Source organism: Hydrogenibacillus sp. N12 (assembly GCF_019645935.1).
Lineage (GTDB): Bacteria > Bacillota > Bacilli > Thermicanales > DSM-22653 > Hydrogenibacillus > Hydrogenibacillus schlegelii.
The window spans coordinates 18,944-41,175 of record NZ_CP080953.1 but is presented as its reverse complement, the minus strand read 5'-3'; the positions used below and the strand labels follow the sequence as shown (position 1 = coordinate 41,175).

Annotated in this window: 22 protein-coding genes and 2 tRNA genes; 2 read left to right on the top strand and 22 right to left on the bottom strand. The window is 64.1% G+C overall.

Features of this window, described 5'->3' with window-relative positions; all coding sequences use genetic code 11:
* Positions 1-173: 173 nt before the first annotated feature.
* From rsmI to K2M58_RS00130, 13 genes are all read right to left on the bottom strand, one after another.
* Complete coding sequence (gene rsmI / locus K2M58_RS00190) at positions 174-1,112, bottom strand: 16S rRNA (cytidine(1402)-2'-O)-methyltransferase (RefSeq protein WP_220677825.1); 939 nt, start codon at positions 1,110-1,112, stop codon at positions 174-176.
* Positions 1,105-1,881, bottom strand: a complete 777-nt coding sequence (locus K2M58_RS00185; protein WP_220677824.1) for a tRNA1(Val) (adenine(37)-N6)-methyltransferase — start codon at positions 1,879-1,881, stop codon at positions 1,105-1,107. The genes rsmI and K2M58_RS00185 overlap by 8 nt, the downstream gene beginning before the upstream one ends.
* Positions 1,838-2,242: an initiation-control protein YabA gene (locus K2M58_RS00180; RefSeq protein WP_220677823.1), complete on the bottom strand. Its 405-nt coding sequence runs from the start codon at positions 2,240-2,242 to the stop codon at positions 1,838-1,840. Before K2M58_RS00180 ends, K2M58_RS00185 begins: the two co-directional genes overlap by 44 nt.
* A 34-nt stretch (positions 2,243-2,276) precedes the next feature.
* The gene (locus K2M58_RS00175; protein WP_066201308.1) at positions 2,277-3,092 is read right to left on the bottom strand and encodes a PSP1 domain-containing protein; all 816 of its coding nucleotides are present in this window, start codon (positions 3,090-3,092) and stop codon (positions 2,277-2,279) included.
* Position 3,093: 1 nt separating this feature from the next.
* Entirely contained in the window at positions 3,094-4,020 is a 927-nt protein-coding gene (locus K2M58_RS00170) for a DNA polymerase III subunit (RefSeq protein ID WP_220677822.1), read from the bottom strand.
* On the bottom strand, positions 3,995-4,324 hold the full coding sequence (locus K2M58_RS00165) for a cyclic-di-AMP receptor (RefSeq protein ID WP_220677821.1): 330 nt from the start codon (positions 4,322-4,324) through the stop codon (positions 3,995-3,997). The genes K2M58_RS00170 and K2M58_RS00165 overlap by 26 nt, the downstream gene beginning before the upstream one ends.
* 72 nt (positions 4,325-4,396) lie before the next feature.
* On the bottom strand, positions 4,397-5,869 hold the full coding sequence (locus tag K2M58_RS00160; protein ID WP_220677820.1) for an aminotransferase class I/II-fold pyridoxal phosphate-dependent enzyme: 1,473 nt from the start codon (positions 5,867-5,869) through the stop codon (positions 4,397-4,399).
* On the bottom strand, positions 5,862-6,458 hold the full coding sequence (recR, locus tag K2M58_RS00155) for a recombination mediator RecR (protein WP_066201321.1): 597 nt from the start codon (positions 6,456-6,458) through the stop codon (positions 5,862-5,864). The genes K2M58_RS00160 and recR overlap by 8 nt, the downstream gene beginning before the upstream one ends.
* A 13-nt stretch (positions 6,459-6,471) precedes the next feature.
* The gene (locus K2M58_RS00150) at positions 6,472-6,780 is read right to left on the bottom strand and encodes a YbaB/EbfC family nucleoid-associated protein (protein WP_220677819.1); all 309 of its coding nucleotides are present in this window, start codon (positions 6,778-6,780) and stop codon (positions 6,472-6,474) included.
* A gap of 50 nt (positions 6,781-6,830) precedes the next feature.
* A complete protein-coding gene (gene dnaX / locus K2M58_RS00145; RefSeq protein WP_252393633.1) occupies positions 6,831-8,549 on the bottom strand; it encodes a DNA polymerase III subunit gamma/tau in 1,719 nt (572 codons plus the stop codon).
* 74 nt (positions 8,550-8,623) lie between these two features.
* Positions 8,624-10,027, bottom strand: coding sequence for an ATP-binding protein (locus K2M58_RS00140; RefSeq protein WP_220677818.1), 1,404 nt, complete (start codon positions 10,025-10,027; stop codon positions 8,624-8,626).
* A 191-nt stretch (positions 10,028-10,218) separates the two neighbouring features.
* A tRNA-Ser gene (locus K2M58_RS00135) sits at positions 10,219-10,309 on the bottom strand.
* Between the two features lie 652 nt (positions 10,310-10,961).
* On the bottom strand, positions 10,962-11,558 hold the full coding sequence (locus K2M58_RS00130; RefSeq protein WP_354667539.1) for a hypothetical protein: 597 nt from the start codon (positions 11,556-11,558) through the stop codon (positions 10,962-10,964).
* On the opposite strand from K2M58_RS00130, the gene K2M58_RS12455 reads away from it, so the two are divergent.
* On the top strand, positions 11,457-11,666 hold the full coding sequence (locus K2M58_RS12455) for a hypothetical protein (protein ID WP_252393489.1): 210 nt from the start codon (positions 11,457-11,459) through the stop codon (positions 11,664-11,666). The genes K2M58_RS00130 and K2M58_RS12455 overlap by 102 nt on opposite strands.
* Before the next feature lie 199 nt (positions 11,667-11,865).
* Here the strand turns inward: K2M58_RS12455 and K2M58_RS12910 are convergent, their stop codons facing one another.
* From K2M58_RS12910 to K2M58_RS00095, 7 genes are all read right to left on the bottom strand, one after another.
* Positions 11,866-12,210 (bottom strand): GH25 family lysozyme, encoded by a 345-nt coding sequence (locus K2M58_RS12910; RefSeq protein WP_354667523.1) that lies wholly within the window; start codon positions 12,208-12,210, stop codon positions 11,866-11,868.
* A 27-nt stretch (positions 12,211-12,237) separates the two neighbouring features.
* Positions 12,238-13,716 (bottom strand): transposase, encoded by a 1,479-nt coding sequence (locus K2M58_RS00120; protein ID WP_220677697.1) that lies wholly within the window; start codon positions 13,714-13,716, stop codon positions 12,238-12,240.
* Between the two features lie 342 nt (positions 13,717-14,058).
* Positions 14,059-14,907 (bottom strand): IS3 family transposase, encoded by an 849-nt coding sequence (locus K2M58_RS00115; RefSeq protein ID WP_252393562.1) that lies wholly within the window; start codon positions 14,905-14,907, stop codon positions 14,059-14,061.
* A gap of 71 nt (positions 14,908-14,978) precedes the next feature.
* Positions 14,979-16,670 (bottom strand): transposase, encoded by a 1,692-nt coding sequence (locus K2M58_RS00110; protein WP_220677816.1) that lies wholly within the window; start codon positions 16,668-16,670, stop codon positions 14,979-14,981.
* 94 nt (positions 16,671-16,764) lie between these two features.
* Complete coding sequence (locus tag K2M58_RS00105) at positions 16,765-17,178, bottom strand: glycoside hydrolase family 25 protein (protein ID WP_220677815.1); 414 nt, start codon at positions 17,176-17,178, stop codon at positions 16,765-16,767.
* A 238-nt stretch (positions 17,179-17,416) separates the two neighbouring features.
* Positions 17,417-17,905 carry a tRNA adenosine(34) deaminase TadA gene (tadA, locus tag K2M58_RS00100; protein ID WP_289628286.1) on the bottom strand — a complete coding sequence of 163 codons (489 nt, stop codon included), beginning with the start codon at positions 17,903-17,905 and terminating at the stop codon, positions 17,417-17,419.
* 332 nt (positions 17,906-18,237) lie between these two features.
* Positions 18,238-18,312, bottom strand: a tRNA-Gly gene (locus K2M58_RS00095).
* A gap of 450 nt (positions 18,313-18,762) precedes the next feature.
* Here K2M58_RS00095 and K2M58_RS00090 point away from each other — a divergent pair.
* Positions 18,763-19,848, top strand: coding sequence for a hypothetical protein (locus tag K2M58_RS00090; RefSeq protein WP_220677814.1), 1,086 nt, complete (start codon positions 18,763-18,765; stop codon positions 19,846-19,848).
* A 100-nt stretch (positions 19,849-19,948) separates the two neighbouring features.
* On the opposite strand, the gene istB is transcribed toward K2M58_RS00090, so the two are convergent.
* Entirely contained in the window at positions 19,949-20,734 is a 786-nt protein-coding gene (istB, locus tag K2M58_RS00085; protein WP_220676869.1) for an IS21-like element helper ATPase IstB, read from the bottom strand.
* Positions 20,731-22,008, bottom strand: coding sequence for an IS21 family transposase (istA, locus tag K2M58_RS00080; RefSeq protein ID WP_252393391.1), 1,278 nt, complete (start codon positions 22,006-22,008; stop codon positions 20,731-20,733). The genes istB and istA overlap by 4 nt, the downstream gene beginning before the upstream one ends.
* Positions 22,009-22,232: the final 224 nt, after the last annotated feature.

Genomic DNA, 22,232 nt, shown 5'->3' with positions numbered 1-22,232 from the left:
AAAGGGAAACGGCCCAAAAAGGCTTCGATCATTCGCTATGGAGCGGCGGTGCGCCAGACGGTTCGACGGGTCCGGAACGGCCGGACCCGTTTTTGGTGCCGACCGCCTTGGGGGCCGGGTGACCGCCTCTTTTCCCCGCCCCAGGAAGCCGGCCCGGCGATGAACCGGTGCCGCTAGTCTTCGTCTTCCCGGATCAAGGCGCCGGCCCGGTCCAGGTCGGCAAGGAGGCGGTAGACCGTCCGGCGGGAGAGGCCGAAGCGCTCCGCCACCGCCCGGGCCGCGTCGCGGCCGCTGAAACCGGCGGCCAGAAGCGCCCGGAGCGCCCCGGCGGGCGTCTCCTCGCCGGGGCTTTCCTCGCCGGCCGGCGCCCCGCCCGCCGGCGCGGCCCTCCGGCCGTCGACCGCCTCCGCGCCTTCGACGACGAGGGTGATCTCCCCGCGGGGCGGTTCTTTTTCCGCGAGCGCCCAAAGGTCCGGAAGCTTGCCCCGCCAGAACGTCTCGTGCCGCTTGGTCATCTCCCGGGCAACGACCGCCGACCGCGGGCCGAAGACGTCCACAAGATCCCGGAGCGTCGCCGAAAGCCGGTGCGGCGCCTCGTAAAAGACGAGCGTAAAAGGAAGCGGCTTTAATGCGGCCAGGCGCTCCCGGCGCTCCGCCGGCCGCCGCGGGAGGAAGCCGACGAACAAAAAGGGCGTCGCCGGAAGCCCGGAGACCGAAAGGGCCGCGATCACCGCCGATGGGCCGGGGATCGGCACGACGGGGATGCCGGCGTGGATCGCCGCCCGGACGAGGGCTTCGCCGGGATCGGAGATGGCCGGCATGCCGGCGTCGGTGACCAGGGCCACCGAGGCGCCGGAGACGAGCCGCTCAACGAGCGCCTGAAGGCGGCCGGGGCCGCTGTGGGCGTGGAAGCTGACGAGCGGCGTCCGAATGCCGTACGCCTGCAGCAATTTCCGCGTCACCCGCGTGTCTTCGGCGGCGATCAGGTCGACCGAGGCCAGGACGCTCTGGGCCCGCCGGGTGAAATCGTCGAGGTGGCCGATCGGCGTCCCGACGACGTACAGCACGCCGCCGGTCGTCGCAAAGCTTTTTTGCACGTGGACGTCAGCCATCGGCGCCTCCGCTCATCCGGTAGATGGCCATCATGGCCTCGGAATAGCCGTCGCCTTCGGCGACGAAAAGCGGCGGCTCCACCGCAAGGGGAGCCGCCGGCCCTTTGACCGCTTCCACGAGGACGAGAACGGCGCGGGCCTCGGGCCGGGGATGGACCCAGCGCAGCCGCACGGGGTGAAGCCGGGCCTTTTGCAGGGCGGAAAACAGGTCCGCCAGCCGCTCCGGCCGGTACACCCAGGCGGTGCGGCCCCGCGGCTTGAGGAGCCGGGCGGCGGCCCGGGCAAAATCGTCGATCGTCGCCGTCGTCTCGTGGCGGGCGATGTGCCGGATCGCGTTCGGGCTCGGGGTGCCGCCACCGCGACGCAAATAGGGCGGATTCGACGTCGCGTAGTCGAACCGATCGGCGCCGAGGACGTCGGCGGCTTCCCGAACGTCCGAGAGCACGAACCGAAACCGGTCCTGAAGGCCGTTCAGTTCGGCGCTCCGGCGGGCCATGTCGAGGAGCTCCGGCTGGATGTCGACCAGCGTGAACCGGGCGCCGGTTCGGTCGGCCAAAAGGAGCGGCACCGCCCCATTTCCGGCGCCGAGGTCGACGATCTCCCCCTCGGACGGGACCCGGGCAAAGGCGGCGAGCAGGACCGCGTCGATGCCGAAGCGGAAGGCATCGTCCCGCTGGATGATCACCCGACGCCCGAGGCCCAGACGATCGAGCCGCTCCCCCGGCTTAAGGGGCGCCGCGGACGGAGGAAGTTCGCCTGGACTCCGCATCGCCGCCCTCCTCCCGGCCCTTTCGGGTCGCTTTGTGCAACAGATCGAGGCAGAAGAGGCAGTCGCCGCCGGCCCGGAGCGTGCCGAACGCGTGATGGCAGACGTGAAAGCCTTCGTAATACAACCGGGCGAGGTTTTCCACCCCTTCGCCGACGCCGACTTCCGCTGCGGCCCCCGTCCCGGCAGGCGCCCGGCCGGAGCCGGCCAGCGACCGCCGAAGCCGTTCGTTTTCCAGCGCCAGGCGAAGCTCCGACTCGACCAGCGCCTGCAAGTCCCGCTTCAGTTCTCCGAGGGCTTCGTACAGTTCCCCGAGTTTGGCCTCCATCGCCTCCAGGCGATGAAAGAGCGCCTTTTTTTCCACGGCCGGCCCACCCCCTCGCCTCGCCGTCCGCCCGTCATTGCCAGCGCTCTTGCCAGTAGGCAACCAATGACTCCCACGGGAGCTCCACCGTCTGGCCGCCGGAGAGGGCGATCTGGACGATCCGGTCGAGGAGATTGAGGCCGACGACCCGCCCCGACCCGTACGGCGTCTCGATCTCCTCGCCGAGATCCGGGAGCATCTCCCGGGCCGATTCGTACTGATCGTTTTCGTAGGTCAGACAGCACATCAGCCGGCCACAGAGTCCCGAGATTTTCGTCGGATTCAAGACCAGGTTTTGATCTTTGGCCATCTTGATCGTGACCGGCTCAAATTCACCGAGAAACGACGAGCAGCAAAGCACCCGCCCGCACGGGCCGATGCCGCCGATGAGCTTCGCCTGATCCCGCACGCCGATCTGCCGGAGCTCGATCCGGGTGCGGAAGACCGCCGCAAGATCCCGAACGAGGGCCCGGAAATCGACGCGGCCGTCCGCGGCGAAATAAAAAATGAGCTTCGCCCGGTCAAACGTATATTCCGCATCGATGAGCCGCATCGGCAGCCCGTGGGCGGCGATGAGTTCCCGGGCGACGGGGATCGCCCGATTGGCGTCCTCGCGGTTTTGCGCGACGACCGCCTCGTCCGCCGCGTCGGCCCGCCGGATCAGCGGGCGGAGCGGAAGCACGACGTCTTCCTCCGGCACCAGACGCCGGCCGATGACGACGCGACCGTACTCGATGCCGCGGATCGTCTCCACGATGACGCCGTCGCCGACGGACACTTCCGCCTCCCCGGGGTCAAAATAATAGATCCGCCCGGCCTTTTTGAAGCGGACGCCGATGATCTCGACCATGTCAAACCCCTTCCAGCTCCATCACCAGCGCTTCCGCCCAAGCCGGCGATCGGTGCTCCCGCACGGCCGCCAGCGCCTCCATCAGGCGCACGACAACCCGCGCAGCGCCGGCCGGACCGAGGCGGGCGGCAAGGCGCTCCAGGCACGGCCGCGCCGACGCCAGGACGAGGGACGCCTCGCCGCCGGTCGCGAGCACCAGGACGTCCCGGTACGCGACGAGAAGCCGGCCGAGGACCACCGTCGGATCGGCGCCGGCCTTGCGGACGAGGGCGGCGTACGCCTGAAGCCGCCGGCCGGGCGTCGCCGGGAGGTGACATAAAAAGTGTAGCACGTCGTCCCATCCCTCGCCAGACGCCGCCCCGGTCGCCGTCTTTTCGCCGGCGCCGGCCGATCCGTCCCTGCCTTCGCCGGCAACGGAAAGACCGCCTTCGGCCAGCGCCGAAAGCAAGCGGGTGCCGGAGTCCGCGGCGGAAAACGGCACCGGGTAGAGCCGGGAGCGCACCGTCGGTAAAAGCCGCCCCGGCCGAGCCGTCAGCAGCACGAAGTGGGCGGTCGCCGGCGGCTCCTCCAGCACCTTGAGCAGCGCATTTTGCGCCTCTCGGGTCAGCCGCTCCGCCTGCTCGACGACGACGACCCGGCGGGCCCCCGCAAGGGGCGCCCGGTGCACCCACTCGATCCACGCCCGCACGTCATCGATGCCGACCAGAGGCCCGTCCGCTTCGACCCAGCGGACGTCGGTCGCCGCCTCGGCGAGGGGGCGGCCGAGGAGCAGGGCGGCGAGGCGGCGGGCCGCCTCCCGCTTGCCGCTCCCCGGCGGCCCGTAAAACAAATAGGCGTGGGCGGCCCGCCCGCTCGCCGCGATGCGCTCCATGAGCCGTCCCGCCCGGGGCTCCCGCGCCGGATCAAAAGTGGACGAACCGTTCCACATGGAGGACGAACACCGTCGCGCCGCCGACCTGAACTTCGACCGGGTACGGGACGTAATTCGTCGCCGTCCCGCCCAGGGGCGCCACCGGAGCGATCATCTGCTCGCGGGACTGGCAGCTGTCCCGGATGATGTCGAGCACCCGATCGACGTCGTCGTCCTCGACGCCGATGAGAAATGTCGTGTTCCCGGCCCGGAGGAAGCCGCCGGTGCTGGCGAGCTTGGTCGCGCGAAAGTTGGCCTGGATGAGGGCCTGGGAGAGCTTTTGGCTGTCCTGGTCCTGAACGACCGCGATGATCATCTTCATCGGCGACTCTCCTCCGACGTCCGTTTTCTTCATTCTACCATAAATCGCACATTATCCGGTCAACCGCCGCCTTCATCCTTCCGCTTCCTCAAACACCGACACCGTCCCGTCCGGAAAGACGCCGTGGATGGAGGCGCCCGCCGCGAGGGCAGCCGCGAGCGCGGCCGCGTCCTCGGCCGAAAGCCGGTCACCGGGAAACCGCCACGGAATCCCCGGCGGATAGGGGACGAGGGCGTCGGCCAGCGGCCGGCCGACGGCTTCGGCGAGGCTTTGCCGACGGCGCCGGCCGGCGCCCAGGGCAAAGCGCCGGCGCTCTTCGGCCGCCGGAACAAAAAGGGGCACCGCCGGTCGGCGCCCGACCGCTTCCCGGGCAGGATGCGCCTTCGGCCGCACCGCCCAAAACGACCGCCACGCCGCCTCGAGCCGGTCGCCGTCTTCCGGCCGGACGCCGAGCGGCACGATCGCCAGGGCGAGGTCGCCGAAGGCGAGCTCCAGGTCGATCCCCGCCGTCGCAAAGTGCGAAAGGAGCGCCGGCCCTTCGCCGGGAGGGGCGAGGAGCGAAAAACGAAGCGGGTCGTCTGACGGGAGGACCGCGTCCGGCCGCACCGCCTGAAGCCGCCTCATCAGGGGTCGGGCGACGTCGATCGCCCGGCGAAGGCGGTTCGGAAGCGCCCCCGAGCGGACGGACTGCTGCACGAGGTCGAGGGAGGCCAGAAGCAGGTAGGAGGGGCTGGACGACTGGAGCTTCACCAGCGCCCCGTCGACGGCGTCGTCGAGAGCGGCGTCCCCGACGAGGTGAAGCATCGCCGCCATCGTCAGCGCCCCGAGCGATTTGTGCGACGAATGGACGACGAGGTCGGCCCCTTCGGCGACCGCCGACGGCGGGAGGCGCGGATCGAGGCCGAAATGCCCGCCGTGGGCCTGATCGACGACGAGCGGGATCCCTCGCCGGCGCAGGCACCGGACGAGCGCCTCGAGGGGGCGGTGCCGACCGAAGTACGTCGGCGTCGTCACGAACGCCCCCTGCACCGGGATCCGCTCGACCCAGGCGCAAAATCGTGCCCAATCGTATCCGTCCGGCCGACCGTAGGCGTCCACCTCCGGCGCGATGAGGATCGCCTCGGCGCCGGCCAGCATGAGAGCGTGGTAAAACGACCGGTGCGCGTCGCGCCCCGCCAGCCACACTCCGTTCGGGCGGCTTTCCCGGACGGCCAGCACCGCGGCCATCACGCCGGCGGACGCCCCGCCGACGAGAAACCGCGTCCGGCGAGCGCCGAACGCCCGGGCGGCGAGGGCTTCCGCCTCCCGGATGACGCCCGTCGCCCGGTGCAGATCGTCGAGCGCCCCGACTTCCGTCTGGTCGAACCGAAGCGCCGGGCCGAGCAGGGCGGCGACCTCCGGCCCGAAGGGGCGTCCGCCGTGGGCCGGAACGTGAAAGCGGACGCGATCGGCGTAGGTCTTAAGGGCTTCCACGATCGGCGCCTCGGCGCCCCGCCCGGCTTCCCGTTCCTCGCCGCAGGTTTCGGGCTTTCTCCCGTCAGACATCCCGTCGCCCCTCCAACGCCCGCGCCAGCGTCACCTCGTCGGCGTACTCGAGATCGCCGCCGACGGGGAGCCCGGAGGCGATGCGCGTCACCCGAATGCCCGACGGCTTGATCAGCCGGGCGAGGTAGACCGCCGTCGCCTCGCCTTCGACGGACGGATTGGTGGCGATGATCACCTCTTCCACCGTCTCATCCTGAAGCCGTTCGAGGAGCGACTTGATCTTCAGCTCTTCCGGGCCGATGCCGTCGAGGGGAGAGAGAACGCCGCCGAGCACGTGATAAAGGCCCCGGTACCCTTTCATCTTTTCCATCGCCGCGACGTCTTTCGGCTCCTCGACGACGCAGATCGTCCGCCGATCCCGGGTCGGATCGCTGCAGATCGCGCAGGGATCCCGGTCGGTGACGTTGTGGCAGATCGAACACGTCTTCAGATCCCTTTTGACCGCCTGAAGGGCCTCGGCGAGCGCCCGAACGTCCTCATCGGGCAGTTTGAGCACGTAAAAGGCAAGCCGCGTCGCCGTCTTCGGCCCGATCCCCGGCAGCTTCTGAAACGCTTCGATCAGTCGGGCCAGCGGTTCCGGATAGTGCATCGGGACGCCCCCGTCAGAACAGACCCGGAATCCGGAGGCCGCCGGTGATCCGGCCGAGATCTTCCTGCGCCAGCGCCTCCGCCGCCCGGAGGGCCTCGGCCACCGCCGCCTGCACGAGGTCTTCCAGCAGGCCGACGTCGTCCGGGTCGACGACGCTCGGGTCGATCTTGACGCCGAGGATCTCTTTGTGCCCGTTCATCGTGACGACGACGGCGCCCCCGCCGGCGCGGCCTTCCACCGTCTTCGCTTTGAGCGCCGCCTGCGCCTTTTCCATCTGTTCTTGCATTTTTTTGAGCTGCTTCATCATCTGCTGCATGTTCATCCCGTTCGCCTCCTGCCGCCGGCGGGCCGGCTCTTTTCCGCCGCGCCGGCTTACGCTTCCGCGTCGTCTTCCTCGCCGTAGCGAACCTCGACCCGCTCGGGCCCGACGAGCTCTACGGCCGCCCGGACGATCGGCGGGTCGCCGGCGGCGCCTCGGGCCCGATCCCACGCGTCGGCCATCGCCGTTCGAAACGACCGGATCTCCCCGCCGGTCGCCTCGGCCAGCGCCGCCTCGACGTGCCGCCGGTTGTCGCTCTGTTCGGTCATCTGCCGGTGAAGGGGGACGGTAAAGACGAGGAGCGCGACCTCCCCCCGGACCGCCGCCGGCCGGCCGCGCTTCAGCCACGCTTCGGCGCGAATGTCCCGGCCCTTGACCGCGGCAAGCACCTTGGCCCACCGTTCTTCGAGCGCCTTAAGGCGCGCCGGATCGTTCTCCCGTGCGAAGTCCGAAAGCTCCGCCGCGCTCGACCCCGGCCGGTCCGCCGCGCCGGCGGGAGCAGCCGCCAGTGCGCCTGCGGACGGGAAAAGCGATGCGCCGGGCGCCGCGGCGCCCGCCGCCGGCGTCGGTCGCCGGTTTTCCTCCGAGGTCGGGGGCGGCGCCTTCGCATCGTCCGCGCCGGCGGCCGACCGTTCCGACCGCCGCATGCGGTCCTCCAGCGCCCGAAGGCGCGCCTCGAGCTCGGCGATCCGCCCGAGGAGCGCCTCGGAAGCCCGTTCCCCGGCCTTCTCGACGCCCCCTTCGGCGAGGAGGCCGATGAGCTCTGCCTCCAGCCTGAGGTGAGGATCGACGCTCAGACGAAGGGCCGCCTCCACCTCCATGAGCGCCCTCAGCCGCCGGGCGAGCGCCGCCTCGCCTTCCGCCGGACCGCCCGCTTCTTTCCGCCGCCGGTAAAACCGCTCTCGAAGCGCCCGGGCGAGGCTCCTGGCGAGCCGCTCCGGCTCCCGTCCGGCCCCGTACGCCGCTTCGAGCGCCCGATGGAGCCCGGCGGCGTCCCCTTCCTCGAGAGCGGCGAGGATCGCCTCGATCTCCTCCGCCTCCGGGAGCCCCGCCACGTTCCGAACGTCCGCGGCGGCGATGCGGTCGCCGGCATACGCCCGAACCTGATCGAGGAGCGCCAGGGCGTCCCGGAGTCCGCCGTCGGCGAACTCGACGATGAGCCGGAGGGCTTCCGGCTCCAGGGCGATCCCTTCCCGGCCGGCGATCTCCTCGACCCTGGCCCGGAGCGCCTCCGGCGCAAGGCGGCGAAAGTCGAACCGCTGCGCCCGGGAACGGATCGTCGCCGGCATCTTGTCCGGGTCGGTCGTCGCGAGGATGAAGACGACGTGCTCCGGCGGCTCTTCGAGCGTCTTTAAAAGGGCATTGGCCGCCTCGTGGGTCAGCATGTGCGCTTCGTCGATGATGTACACCTTGGTCTGAAGGGCGGCCGGCTTCAGCCACGTCGCGTCACGGATCGACCGCATTTCGTCGATGCCGCGGTTGGACGCCGCGTCGAGTTCGACGACGTCCAGCGCCTCGCCGGCGTCGATCGCGCGGCAGTGGGTGCACCGGCCGCACGGTTCTCCGTCTTCCGGCGCCAGGCAGTTGATCGCCTTGGCGAGGATCTTGGCCGCGCTCGTCTTTCCCGTCCCCCGAGGGCCGGCAAACAGATACGCGTGAGCCACCCGCCCACTTTTGACCGCCTGGCGAAGCGTCGTCGTTACGTGTTCCTGACCGACGAGCTCTTGAAATCGCTTCGGACGATAGGCCCGGTAGAGCGCCTGATAGCCGATCGTGATCCCCTCCTGCGCCGCAGGCGATCATCCCGATTGTACCACATCGGCGCTCCCGGGGAGCCGGCCGGCGCCTATCGAATCGAATCCGGTGCCGGGCCGTTCGGATCTTCGGTGTCCCGCTTCCGGCCGCGCGCCTCCGCCGCACCGCTTTCCGCTTCGTCGACGTAAGGCAGGACGATCTGCATCGTCGTCCCGAAGCCTTTGCTGATGACGCGGATCTGCCCGCCGAGATCTTGGATGATCCGCTGGCAGACGGCCAGTCCGAGGCCGGTTCCGTCTTTTTTGGTCGTAAAAAAAGGGTCGAAAATGCGGTCGACAAGGTACGGCGGAATGCCGGGCCCGGTGTCATGCACATTCAGATGGACCGTCCGCATCTCCGGGTCGACATCGACCGTCAGGGTGATCGTCCCCTGCCGTTCGACGGCTTCGATGGCGTTTTTGACGATGTTGAGGAGCACCTGTTTGATGAGCTCGGGATCGCCGATGATCGGCGGAAGCGGCTCCTGGACGTGATTTTCAAGAACGATATCGTGGAGCATCGCCTCCCCGGCGAGCACCGGGACGATCTCCGCCACCACCGCTGGCAGGCGAAGCTTTCGGTAACGGACCGCCTGCGGCTTGCCGAGAAGCAAAAATTGGTCGACCAGGGCGTTGATCCGGAGAATTTCTTTCAGCATGAGGTGGACGTATTCCCGTTCCTTCTCCAATCCGTGCTCCGCCAGCGAAGTCTCGAGCAGCTGCAAAAAACCCCTGAGCGACGTCAGCGGGTTCCGGATCTCGTGGGCGGTCCCGGCGGCCATCTGCCCGATCGTCGCCAGCCGGTCGGCCCGCAAGATCTTGTCGTCGATGTTCGCGTAACGCCCGATCTCTTTGAACGCGAGGAGGACGGCGCCGATGTCTCCGAGGGCGTAGCTGTCCCGGACGAGATGGAGCGGTTTTCCGTTTCTCATCCACGTAAACGGCTCTTCCCGAACTTCTCCCCCGGCGATCAGCCGCTTAGGCGCCGGCGTCTGTTCCTCCGGAAGGTGACGAAACACGTCTGCGATCGGCCGCCCGACGGCCGCCGCCGGGACGAAAAACCAGCGGCGGAACAGCGCGTTCATCCATAAGATGCGGCCTTTGCGATCGAGGACGAGAAAAGCCGCATGATATCGCTCAAACGCCTCCTCCAGCGCCCGCCGGCGCACATCTTTTTCGCCCTCGCCGGAGGCGGCCGCCGGGCGGATGGCGAGGTATGTACGGAAGCGGTCGGCCGCCTCCAGCGGGAGCCAAAACATCTGATCCTCGCGTGGCTGCGGAGCCGGCCATGAAGCCGGCGGCTCCCGGACGAAGTCGGCAGAAGAAGCGGCGGCCGCCTCGGTCCAAGCCGTATTTTTCACCAGCAGCCGGCCGGTTTCATCGATGACCGCCGCCGGCAAGGGGAGGTGGTCGACAAACCGCTGCAGCGCCGAATTGAACACACCCCGTTCGCTCATTTTGGCGCTCCCTTCACCGGGTGTCTTTCTCACTTCCTTAGTAAAGATGTATTCGACCCGCTCAGACATATTCCTTCAACGGGCCTTGCCCGGAGGCGGTTTTCGAGCGGTCGAGCGAACCGGAGAAGCGAAGAGATCGAAAAACGAAGACTATATTTAATAAATATTCAGTCATAATAGGCTCCAAAAAATGGTGGAGGCGAGAGGATTCGAACCTCCGCGACGGTTGCCCGTCCTAGCTGATTTCGAGTCAGCCCCCTTCGTCCACTTGGGTACGCCTCCACGCGCACCGTTTATCATAACACGTCATGCTCTCCGGAGCAAGGCCCCACTTTTTTCAACGCCGCGACGAGTGTCCGCATCGCCCAAGCGGGCCGGGCGACGAGGCGGGCCAACCCCCGGCTTTGGCCGGAGGCCCCTTTTGCCTTCGCCGGATGGCCCGATGGGACGGCCGGGGGCGAAGCGGGTTCCGCCTTCGGCCGCGGCCGTTCCGGAGCGGCGGCCGGCGCGAAGCCAGCGGTCGGAGTCGGCGAACCGGCGGCGTCCGAACCGGGGCCGGCCGCCGCCGGACCGATCGCCTCCTTCGTCGCGCCGTCCGGCCCCTTCGAAACGACCGAAACGACCGGCAAGCCGGACGGGCCGGCGGAAGGCGGAGCTGCGACCTCGAGCGAAGGCCGGCGGACCCACACGTCGGAAAGTTCCGCGCCCCGGTACCGGTCCAGATCGATCGGCCCCGCAATGCCCGGGGAACCACGCCCCTTAAGTTAGACGATTTGATCGGCATCCCGATGTGATGCAGGCCTTGCCTGCGCTCAGGGCTTCTTTGCGCGTTTCTTGGGGCGTTTTGTACCGCAGGCTTGAATGCTCTCGGCGCTCGTGATAGGTCCGGAGCCGTTCGGCCAAAAGCACATCGAGGGCTTCGACGCGCTTTGCTTCAAGAGAAGCTCTTGATGCTCTGCTTTGAAACGCGAGAAGAAGGATGCGACGATCGTTTCTCCTTCGGACCCCGAAGGCTGTACGACCGTCGCTGTCCTTCTTGAAGCAAAAGATGCCCCACCCACGCGTGGCTTAAAAAGGCGCCGCCCGGATCGTGACGCACGATGGCTTTCGGGCGCTCTCCCTTTTGGGTCAGAATGAACGCTTTGGCCCGTTCCCACGCCTGAAGCGCCGTCTGAACCTCCGGAGTGAAAGAGAAGGCGTATCCAAGCACCAGCCGGCTTCGTGCGTCCAGAATCGGCAAAAACCAAACCTTCCCGCCGCCATAGACGAGCGGGGTGAAATCGGTGGTGAGCCCCTCAAAGGCGTCCGGTTCCCGTTCGGAAAGAAGGCCGGCGACGAGATTCGCCCGTTCCTTGGCCAGGACGACCGTCTCGAGCAGCGGATTCGGCTTTGGTTTTCTCACCTTTCGCGTGAGGGAAAGCTCAAACGGATGAAGAAGACGCCGGACCCGCTTCCCATGGACGACGATTCCCCGCCGCCGAAGCTCGGCCTCGAGGCGGCGATCGCCGGACTCCGGATGTTCCTGAAGGATGGCTTCGATCTGCGCTTTGAGCGCTTCGCCCGACAGAGCCCGTCTCTTTTCGGCTTCCTTTCGCTTTTCTGGTCATACCCGGTTGCCCGCGGAAATCAGGCGTCCTGAGGAGAACCGGCAGAGGAGCCCGTCGCCTGGCCAGCGCCTCTTGAGCCAGGCGGATGCGTTCCTGAAGGGAAAGTTGATCTCGCTCCCCTGCCCGAGGAAGTTTTTGAGGCGCGCGATTTCGACCTCCTTTTGGCCGAGGAGCTCAACCAAATCACGGATGCGCTTCGGGGATCCTCTCTCTGTTCGGGGAAGGGAGCGCTCAGCGCCTTTTTCCAGGAGGGTAAGCTTTCCCTTCCAGAGGGGGTTCGGATGAACGCCGGATTCCCGGGAGCGTTCGACGAGCGTTTTTTCGCCTTTGATCCGTTCCAAAGCCGCTTTGAACTTTGAATGGGATGGAGCCGGGATGGATTTGGTTCGTTTCACGAGCCTTTTGCCTTTGACAGAAGGAGACAACATCGCTTTCGTATCTGTCCAGTCTGAAGGACGTATGACACGGCACCGTCTCCCGATCGTCATACTGCCAGAAGGTCCACGGCGGCCAACCGGCGACCGCTGGCGGTTCTGAGCGGCGGTAGGCGGCCATCCAGAGCGGATAGTGGCCCAAAAGCGCAGGGTCTAGAAGGCTGGTGAATTAAGTCCACTGGATCGACCATCTTCGCCTGACGAGGTGTGACGTCATAACGAATAGAACCGTCAAAAATGCGGCCGCTCCCCTTGTGAGCCTTTCGTATGCCGGTTTGAGGCACACGAAACTCCCGGTCTGTGGGCGCTTCCGCACATACCGGCTTAATCGTTTGAGATTCTGCACTACAGCCGTCAGGATGGCTTGCTCTTGCATCGCTTCCAAGCCACGGCTTCGAGCACGGCTTAAGCCGTGCTGCTCTTTGCCTTCGGCAAAAAGACGTTCAATGACAACGCGTCGTTTCCGAATGGCTCGGTAATGCGTTTGACCATTCAGGCGACGAACTTTGTTCCGCACGAGCACCGCCTTGATCTTGCTCCATCTTTGGCGCGCTTTCTCCGGATCCCGGACGGCTCGGCGCCACCCGGGGAGCGCTTCTTTTTGAAGCGATCGCACGGGAATAAGGGGAACGACGTCCATCTTCAAAAGCCGATCGAGCGTTTCCGTATCGGCATATCCACCGTCTCCGGAGACGCTTTGAATGCGAAGAGAGGGGTGCTCACGCCGGATGTGCAGCAGAGCTTCGATGGCGGCCTCTCGTTCCGCAGTGCCCGTGATGATCTTGGCCTGGGTCCGCAAGATGACGGAGGAGCGGGTGTCCACCGTATGATGAATGAGATAACGCAAATGGGCTTCTTGACCGGAGCTCTTTCGATAAAGGCGGGCATCCGGATCGGTCATGCTCCGGTGGGTCCGGTTGGAAAACCGCTCCCCCCGAAAATCGCCCGGCTTCTTGGGTGGCCTTCCCGACGAAGCCGAAGGGGAGCCGGGGGATGAAAGGTTCGGGCCCGGATCGGGAGGATGGGGGTCAGACGGAGAGGAGTCGTCTTCGTCTCCGCCGTCGGAAAACGAGCGATCTTCTTCCTCCAGCCGGGCCAGATAAGCGTCAAGCGACTCCACGGGGACCGGCGCGATGGGCTTTAAACTGTGGATGGAAGCATTGGCTCGGACAAGCGTACCGTCCACCGCGACATGCACTTCCGGCTGAACGAGCCCTGCGGCGATGCACTGATCCACCACATGGCGCATGGCTTTCTCAAAAATGCCATGCCTGCGCCAAAGTTTCCGTGTTTTGACCACGGTCGTACGATCCGGAAGCCGCGGACCCCCGGCCTCCGGGTGAAGTACGGACTCAAAATCGAGCCCTAAGAACCACAAATAACCGGCGTGCATGGGGAGCGTTTGAAAGAGTTCCCGCTCAGAGTGATTGAAGAGGTAAGAAAGTAAGATGATCCGCATGACGAGTTCCGGATCGACGGCCGGGCGTCCGGCGCGTTCCGAATAAAGCGGGGCGACCCACTCATGGATCGCGGAGAAGTCCAAGACGCGATCGATTTGGCGAAGGATGTGATTTTGTGGCACGAGGGCTTCCATATCAATATGCTGAAACAATTTGGGTTGATGGGAAGTCAATCGTCGAGGCCGCATGTTTGAATCTCCTTTTTGGGAAAGGAATGCTTGCTTGCTTTGATGGAATGAATTCGATCCATGAGTCCAGTTTTCCTTCAAAACGATGGGGTTTTTCACCGGCCTTCTAGGCAGAGTTTGATGTTGCCTAGAAGGCTGGTGAATTAAGTCCACTGGATCGACCATCTTCGCCTGACGAGGTGTGACGTCATAACGAATAGAACCGTCAAAAACGCCGCCACTCCCCTTGTAAGCCCTTCGTATGCCGGTTTGAGGCACACGAAACTCCCGGTCTGTGGGCGCTTCCGGGAGCCGCGCCCCTTAAATTAGACAATTTGATCGGTATCCCTATGTGATTCAGACCTAGCTTGTGCTCAGGGCTTCTTTGAGCGTTTCTTGGGGCGTTTTGTACCGCAGGCTTGAATGCAGCCGATGCTCGTTGTAGTACCGGATCCGTTCGGCCAAAAGCGCATCGAGGGCTTCGATGCTCCTTGCTTCAAGCAGAAGGTCTTGATGCTCTGCTTTGAAACGCGAGAAGAAGGATTCGACAATGGGATTTTCCTTCGGTCCCCGCAGGCTGTACGACAGTCGCTGTCCTTCTTCAAGCAGGAGATGACCGACCCACGCGTGACTCAAGAAGGCGCCGCCCTGATCGTGATGGAGGATGGCTTTCGGGCGCTCCCTCTTTTGGGTCAGGATGAACGCTTTGGCCCGTTCCCAAGCCTGAAGCGCGGTCCGAACATCCGGCGAGAAAGAGATGGCATATCCGATCACCATGCGGGTCCGATGGTCCAGAATCGGCAAAAACCAAACCTTCCCGCCGCCATAGACGAGCTGGGTGAAATCGGTGTAGAGCACCTCAAAGGCGTCTGGTTCCCGTTCGGAAAGAAGGCCGGCGACGAGATTCGCCCGTTCCTTGGCCAGGACGACCGTCTCGAGCAGCGGATTGGGCTTCGGTTTTCTCACCTTTCGTTTGAGGGAAAGCTCAAACGTGTGGAGAAGACGACGGACCCGCTTTCCATTGACGACCATTCCCCGCCGCCGAAGCTCGGCCTCGAGGCGGCGATAGCCGTACTCCGGATGTTCCTGAAGGATGGCTTCGATCTCAGCTTTGAGCGCTGCATCAGACTCCCTTCGTTTCTTCTCGGTTTCCCGGCGCTTTTTCTGGTAATACCACGTCGCTCGTGGAATGCGAAGTGTCTTGAGGAGAATCGGCAGGGGAGCCAGCCGCCTGGCCAGCGCCTCTTGCGCCAGACGGATGCGCTCCTGAAGCGGAAGTTGATCTAGCTCCCCTGCCCGAGGAAGTTTTTTAGGAGCGCGATTTCGACCTCCTTTTTGCCGAGGAGCTGTTCCAAATCACGAATGCGCTTCTGGTATTCCTGCTCTTTGTTCGGGGGTTCAAAGAGCTCAGCGCCTTTTTCCAGGAGGGTTTGCTTCCACTTCAAGAGGGTATTCGGATGAACGCCGTATTCCCGGGAAAGTTCGACGAGCGTTTTTTCGCCTTTGATCAGTTCCAAAGCCGCTTTGAATTTGATGGAGCCGGGGATGGATTTTGTTCGTTTCACAGGTCGCCCCTCCTTTGACAGAAGGATACAACATAGTTTTAGCATTTGTCCAGTCTGAGGGGCGCATGACCTCCGCACATACCGGCTTAATCGTTTGAGATTCTGCACTACAGCCGTCAGGATGGCTTGCTCTTGCATCGCTTCCAAGCCACGGCTTCGAGCACGGCTTAAGCCGTGCTGCTCTTTGCCTTCGGCAAAAAGACGTTCAATGACAACGCGTCGTTTCCGAATGGCTCGGTAATGCGTTTGACCATTCAGGCGACGAACTTTGTTCCGCACGAGCACCGCCTTGATCTTGCTCCATCTTTGGCGCGCTTTCTCCGGATCCCGGACGGCTCGGCGCCACCCGGGGAGCGCTTCTTTTTGAAGCGATCGCACGGGAATAAGGGGAACGACGTCCATCTTCAAAAGCCGATCGAGCGTTTCCGTATCGGCATATCCACCGTCTCCGGAGACGCTTTGAATGCGAAGAGAGGGGTGCTCACGCCGGATGTGCAGCAGAGCTTCGATGGCGGCCTCTCGTTCCGCAGTGCCCGTGATGATCTTGGCCTGGGTCCGCAAGATGACGGAGGAGCGGGTGTCCACCGTATGATGAATGAGATAACGCAAATGGGCTTCTTGACCGGAGCTCTTTCGATAAAGGCGGGCATCCGGATCGGTCATGCTCCGGTGGGTCCGGTTGGAAAACCGCTCCCCCCGAAAATCGCCCGGCTTCTTGGGTGGCCTTCCCGACGAAGCCGAAGGGGAGCCGGGGGATGAAAGGTTCGGGCCCGGATCGGGAGGATGGGGGTCAGACGGAGAGGAGTCGTCTTCGTCTCCGCCGTCGGAAAACGAGCGATCTTCTTCCTCCAGCCGGGCCAGATAAGCGTCAAGCGACTCCACGGGGGCCGGCGCGATGGGCTTTAAACTGTGGATGGAAGCATTGGCTCGGACAAGCGTACCGTCCACTGCGACATGCACTTCCGGCTGAACGAGCCCTGCGGCGATGCACTGATCCACCACATGGCGCATGGCTTTCTCAAAAATGCCATGCCTGCGCCAAAGTTTCCGTGTTTTGACCACGGTCGTACGATCCGGAAGCCGCGGACCCCCGGCCTCCGGGTGAAGTACGGACTCAAAATCGAGCCCTAAGAACCACAAATAACCGGCGTGCATGGGGAGCGTTTGAAAGAGTTCCCGCTCAGAGTGATTGAAGAGGTAAGAAAGTAAGATGATCCGCATGACGAGTTCCGGATCGACGGCCGGGCGTCCGGCGCGTTCCGAATAAAGCGGGGCGACCCACTCATGGATCGCGGAGAAGTCCAAGACGCGATCGATTTGGCGAAGGATGTGATTTTGTGGCACGAGGGCTTCCATATCAATATGCTGAAACAATTTGGGTTGATGGGAAGTCAATCGTCGAGGCCGCATGTTTGAATCTCCTTTTTGAGAAGGGATGCTTGCTTGCTTTGATTGAATGAATTCGATCCATGGGTCCGGTTTTCCTTCAAAATGAAGGGGTTTTTCACCGGCCTTCTAGACGATTTTGCAAAAAGTAGAGGGAGCTGTAAAGAAGCGGGCGAGCCTCGATGCGCGGCTCGATCGCCTGGAGCCCTGCGAGCACCGCCCGGCTCAAGGCCTGCGGCGATGTGCCCGAAGGGACGACCTCGAGGTCGAGGGCCGGCGGAAGGACGAACGGAAGCCCGCGGATGGCGCGCCAAAAGGCTTCGGCTTCCTCGAGCGCCGTTTTCGGATCGGCGGCTCGAAAAAAATGATAGTATCCGACGGCCAGCCCGGCCCGATCGGCGCCGCGGCCGTTGGCCGAAAGCCGCGGGTCGACCCAGGTCGTTCCTTCCGTCGCCTTGATGAAGGCAAACCGCCGGCCGCTCTTTCGCACCGCCTCCCAATCGATCTGCCCCTGATAACGAAGAAACGTCAAGGCCGGGCACGAACGTCGTCGCCATCGTCTTTTTGGCCTTTCTCCCCGGCGCCGGTCGTCGGCGGTCCTTTCCCGTTCGATATGCGGACGCCGACAAGACGGCCGCGGCGCCTATCCCGGGAAGGAAGCGAAGAATTAGCCCGTTTCCGTGCGCCGTCACGGAGACGCGCGTGCGGAGGCGTCCTGAAAGCGGCGTTCCCGATTTTCTTCTTCGCGGGTGCCGCCTCGGCGTTCGCGCCTACAGGTCGTCCGCCCGTTTTTTCCGCAGCCGAGCAAAAAACGCCTTTAAAAGCGCTGCCGCCTCCTCCTCGAGGACGCCGCCGCGCACTTCGGCCCGGTGGTTGAAACGGGGATCCCGGACGAGGTTGACGAGCGTTCCGGCGCTTCCGGCCTTCGGGTCGGCGGCGCCGAAGACAAGCCGGTCGATGCGGCTTTGCACGATCGCCCCGGCGCACATCGGGCACGGCTCCAATGTGACGTATAAGGTCGTGCCGCCTAGCCGCCACCCGCCGAGCGTCCGCGCCGCTTCCCGGATGGCGATCAGTTCGGCGTGGCCGAGGGGGTCCCGTTCCGTCTCCCGGACGTTGTGCCCGCGGCCGACGACCACGCCGTCTTTGACGACGACGGCGCCGACCGGAACTTCGCCCTTTTTCAAAGCCTTTTTCGCCTCTTCCAGGGCGAGCCGCATCCAGCGCACATCTTCGTCTTCGTCCTCGGACCCGGCGATATCTTCTTGTTCCTTAGGATCGACAGGAGCGATTTTCTCGGATTCTCCGCGGTCCAACGCGCCCACCTCCGCCCATCGGCATTCTTCACCGCGACGGCGGCCCGAGCGAAGCCGTTCGGCGGCGCCCCCGTTCGCGCTCCGGCGCAACGGTCATCGGAATGTGCGAAAAAGAAAAAGGGGCGACTGCCCCTTTTTCGCTCCCATGGCTTTCCCGCTTTTTCCAATGCGGCCAATGTGATACGATATATCGACCAATCGTCCGCCTTTCCAGTCGGGCATCCCACGTCCCGGGCGATCCCCGACCCGATCGGCGGCCCGTTCGGCTTCGATCCTGGAGCGGACGACGGGATTCGAACCCGCGACCTCAACCTTGGCAAGGTTGCGTTCTACCCCTGAACTACGTCCGCATCGTCTGTCGGGCGTCGGCCGCCCCATCACCGCATCCCCTACTCGGGGAAACGACAATGGCATGATAGCACGAATCGACGCGAATTGCAAGTCCCCATCAACCCGAAGGACGAAAATGGCGTAGGCCCCTGAGCAGGGGGATGCCGAGTGAGCAAGGCCGGGCGGGCCGTCGCGATCCGCCCGGCCCTTTCTCCTGGAGGTGACGACCGAATGAGAAGAGCGGGCTCGTTCCGTGTGATCGCCTGGCTGGCAACCGTCCTGGCGACTTTCTTGTTGACGGGAGGTTGTATGTCACAAAAATCCATGCCTGGCGCCAAAGTTCCTTCACAAAACCCGATCGCCGCTTCCGGTTTCCGCGTGGTCCAGGTGGACGTGCCCGGTCCGGCCTACGGCTTCATCTGGCCTGAGGCCCCCCTTTTTCCGTCCGCTATATCCCCCGGCCGGCTTTCGTGCTGACCTTCGACCGCCCCCTGGCCGAAGAGCAGGAGGTCCGGCCCTTTTACCTTCAATACGGTGGTTACCTTCCTATTCACCCTGCGGGCACCTCTGATCCCTACTATGGGGGCCCGGCGGCCGACGTCTTCGAGATTGAGGGCGAGAGGCTAATCATCTGGGCCAACACGGGCGGTCTCCACATGGGGGTGGTCATGGTGGTGATTCCCAAGAGGTGGAAGGCAGCAGATGGGTCGGTTCTCAAGGAGGATGTTTCCTTCCTGGTCAGCCAGGCAGCCCTGACCCCTCACAAGCGGCTTTCCGCGCTGATCGATCCGGATGATTCAAGCGAAACGCCGCTCCTTTGGATCCTCCAGGAGCCCGGCGGGCCGCCGGTGGGCTACGCGCTCAAAGATGGCGTCCCCGTGGCCAGCGAGCCTGGAGGAGCGGTGATCCGGGAACTTAAAGCGGGCAACGGCTTCAGGCTGGAGCCCGAGAAGCGGGACGGGTGGCGCAGGATCACCTACTACACTCCTATGCCCGACGCCGTAAACCAAGCGATTCCCGCGACAGCAAACGTCTATGAGGACGAACGCCTCACCACCGCCCACTCGGGCTGGGTCCCGGCCCAGCAGATCCCCGGTCAACCCGGCCTCGTTGGTGGTGGTCGGTCGCTCCGGCATCTTCAACATCGACAACGTGCCCGTCCCCTTCGCCAACGTCTTCGTCCCCCCTGCCGGCTGGGAATCCTGGCCTTTGAAACCGCCGGATATGCGCCTGACTCCCGAGCAGGTGGCCCTTCTGGAGTTCTTCTCGTCCGCTACTGGGATGATCTGCCAGGGCATTGGCACTCGGCTGGCGAGGTGCTGGTGAACGATAAAATGGTTTCGACATTGGATCCCCGAGCGCATCCCGTGTTGCTGGGCATGAGCGACGAAGCGTTCGAGACCTTTCGCCGCGCTCGCCGGCATTATCTGTCAGTTCTGGAGGAAATCCTACGGTCTACGCCGCTGGCGCCCATATATATGGCCTACCGGGATCTCATCATCGAAACGGCGTTCCTCAACGGGGCCCGCCTGGAGGATGCCTGGCTGTGTCAATAGCGGATTAAAACTCCCCAAAAAAATCGCGTTCGATTCCCCACAAACAGCGGATTCAGTTCCCCAAAATCATCGCGCATCATTCCCCAGACGTATGTTCGATCTACGCGGTCACCTCCTCCTTCAGCGCATGGGTCACCCCGGCGCGCAGCTTGTCCTTCATCCGGTAGCTGTTGCCGCGGATGTTGATGGTGGTGGCGTGGTGCAGGAGCCGGTCGAGCAAGGCAGAGGCCAGCACCTGGTCACCGAAGAGTGTCCCCCAGTTGGTGAAGCTGGTGTTGGACGTGATGATCAGGGAGCCATGCTCGTAGCGCTCCGACACGAGCCGGAAGAAGTTCGCGGCGTCCAAGGCGTCAAGCGGCAAGTAGCCGACTTCGTCGCAGATCAGCAGCTTCGGCTGGGTGTAGATGCGCAGGCGCTTGTCCAGCCGTCCCTCTTGGTACGCCCGTCGCAAGTCAGCGACCAGCTTCTGCATGGTCACGAAGTAGACGCTCATGCGCTGTCGAATCGCCTCCATCCCCAGGGCCACCGCAAGGTGGGTCTTGCCCACCCCCGGCGGTCCCAGGAAGATGACGTTGCTGCCCTCCCGGATGAACGTCAAGCCGGCCAGTTCGCGTATTTGTCGCTCATCGACGGACGGCTGGAACGAGAAATCGAAATCTGCAAGGGTCTTGTGATACGGGAAGTTGGCCATGCGGAGTCTGGCGTGCATGTAACGGCTGTATCGCTCCTCCTGCTCAGCATCCAGCAGTCTGTGCAGGAACTCCGCATAGGTCGCCTGGTGCCCCGCTGCCCACTCCACGCACGCCGGCAGCACCGCCGCGGCGCGCTTCAATCCCAGCTCCAGCAGCTGCTCCTCGGCCTTGGCCAAAACCAACGCCTCACTCATTGCCCCTGACCTCCCATCGCGATCTGCTCATAGACGGACAGCTCCCGCTGCTCCACGTCCGGCCCGATTTGCAACCCTGGCACCTTGCCTCGATCCGGATGAGGCGTCCCAGCCGGGATGCCCTTGAAGTGCTCAGGGTCGGTTGAGACCTGGTGCCTGCCTGTGAGCACGCGGTGTTCGGCAATGACCTGCCCGCCGTACTCGATCTGCAGGCGGCCTGACTCAAACTCCCGGACCAGCACGGTGTGCCCCACATACCGCCATGGAACGGTGTACATGTTCGTGTTCCAGGAGATGCGACAATCGCTCATGACCTTGCGCATATCGGCGTACGCCAGCGTGTACCGGCTCTTAGGCAGGGGCTTAAGCGTCTCGGCCTGAAACCGCACCACCGGCTGCTCCCGCGTCGTGCCGTGGATGCGCACATTAGCCACCGTATCCCGCCAGATGGCACCTTGCCGGTTCAGGTCGTCATGGTCCACGAACGAAACCGGCCAGAAGCTGGACCGGATATACCCGATGGGCCGTTCAATCTTCCCTTTGGTGCGACTTCGGTAGGGCTTACAGGCCTTGGGCACGAATCCGTAGTACTTGGCGAAGTCCATGTACGCCGGCTGCCAGTCGACGTGTCCATGACCGTCGTTGGCCACGACCAGCGGGGAGCAGTTGTCGCTGAGCATGACCTTTGGAACCCCGCCGAAGAACTCCAGCGCGTTCCGGAGCGCCTGGAGGATATGCCGTTGGTCCGCCGCTCTGATAAACTCCAGGTAGAGCATGCGGGAGTAGGCGAGGACCATGGCAAAGCACCATACCTTGCGCCGATGGCCCTGCGGATCCAGGTAGGGGAATGCGCCCAGGTCGATTTGCGCTTGTTCCCCCGGAGCCGTCTCAAACCGCACGGTTGCCTTGGCAGAGACAACCGGGCGGAGAGGGTGCATGAACTCGCGCAGTACGGTAATTCCGCCGGTATATCCCTGCTCCCGGATCTCGCGAAAGATTCGCTCCGCATTGAGGACGCCGATACGCATGCGCTGCTCCACATAGGCCTTGTACGGCTCCAGCTTGTGGCCTTTCACCCTACGGCTGCGCGACTTCACCCTCCCCTCCTCCTGCTGCCTCGGCTCACTCACAGCCTTGCGGATGGTTTTGCGGTCATGGCCGTATCTTCTGGCCAGTTCCGAGATGCTGACGCCCTCCTCATACAGCTTCCTGATCTCCATCTTCTCACTCTCCCTCATCACCGGCACCTCCCCAAAAGTGATGGCAGGTGCCATAGTTCGACACAGGGGTGGGGAATTCATCCCGATGATTTTGAGGAAATCATGCCGGTGATTTTGGGGAATCTTTATCCGCTGCTATTGGGGATTTTACATCCGATGTTGACAGCTGGACTGGATCCGAGAGGACCATCTCGGCAGCATAGAACAGCTTTTGCAGCGCATCCTGCGGGCAGGGCTCAAGCCATCGCTCAGCCTCCCCAAATTGGAAAGCTGGTTCC

Coding starts and splice junctions, on each gene's coding strand:
- istA (WP_252393391.1), bottom strand. CDS start 22,008: ATGGCACCTGCCATCACTTTTGGGGAGGTGCCGGTGATGAGGGAGAGT.
- K2M58_RS12455 (WP_252393489.1), top strand. CDS start 11,457: ATGAAGAAGACGCCGGACCCGCTTCCCATGGACGACGATTCCCCGCCG.
- K2M58_RS00160 (WP_220677820.1), bottom strand. CDS start 5,869: ATGTCTGACGGGAGAAAGCCCGAAACCTGCGGCGAGGAACGGGAAGCC.
- K2M58_RS00185 (WP_220677824.1), bottom strand. CDS start 1,881: ATGCGGAGTCCAGGCGAACTTCCTCCGTCCGCGGCGCCCCTTAAGCCG.
- istB (WP_220676869.1), bottom strand. CDS start 20,734: ATGAGTGAGGCGTTGGTTTTGGCCAAGGCCGAGGAGCAGCTGCTGGAG.
- K2M58_RS00110 (WP_220677816.1), bottom strand. CDS start 16,670: ATGCGGCCTCGACGATTGACTTCCCATCAACCCAAATTGTTTCAGCAT.
- recR (WP_066201321.1), bottom strand. CDS start 6,458: ATGCACTATCCGGAACCGCTGGCCCGACTGATCGAAGCGTTTCAGAAG.
- K2M58_RS00175 (WP_066201308.1), bottom strand. CDS start 3,092: ATGGTCGAGATCATCGGCGTCCGCTTCAAAAAGGCCGGGCGGATCTAT.
- K2M58_RS00165 (WP_220677821.1), bottom strand. CDS start 4,324: ATGAAGATGATCATCGCGGTCGTTCAGGACCAGGACAGCCAAAAGCTC.
- K2M58_RS00150 (WP_220677819.1), bottom strand. CDS start 6,780: ATGAACATGCAGCAGATGATGAAGCAGCTCAAAAAAATGCAAGAACAG.
- rsmI (WP_220677825.1), bottom strand. CDS start 1,112: ATGGCTGACGTCCACGTGCAAAAAAGCTTTGCGACGACCGGCGGCGTG.
- K2M58_RS00140 (WP_220677818.1), bottom strand. CDS start 10,027: ATGAGCGAACGGGGTGTGTTCAATTCGGCGCTGCAGCGGTTTGTCGAC.
- K2M58_RS00120 (WP_220677697.1), bottom strand. CDS start 13,716: ATGCGGCCTCGACGATTGACTTCCCATCAACCCAAATTGTTTCAGCAT.
- K2M58_RS00170 (WP_220677822.1), bottom strand. CDS start 4,020: ATGTGGAACGGTTCGTCCACTTTTGATCCGGCGCGGGAGCCCCGGGCG.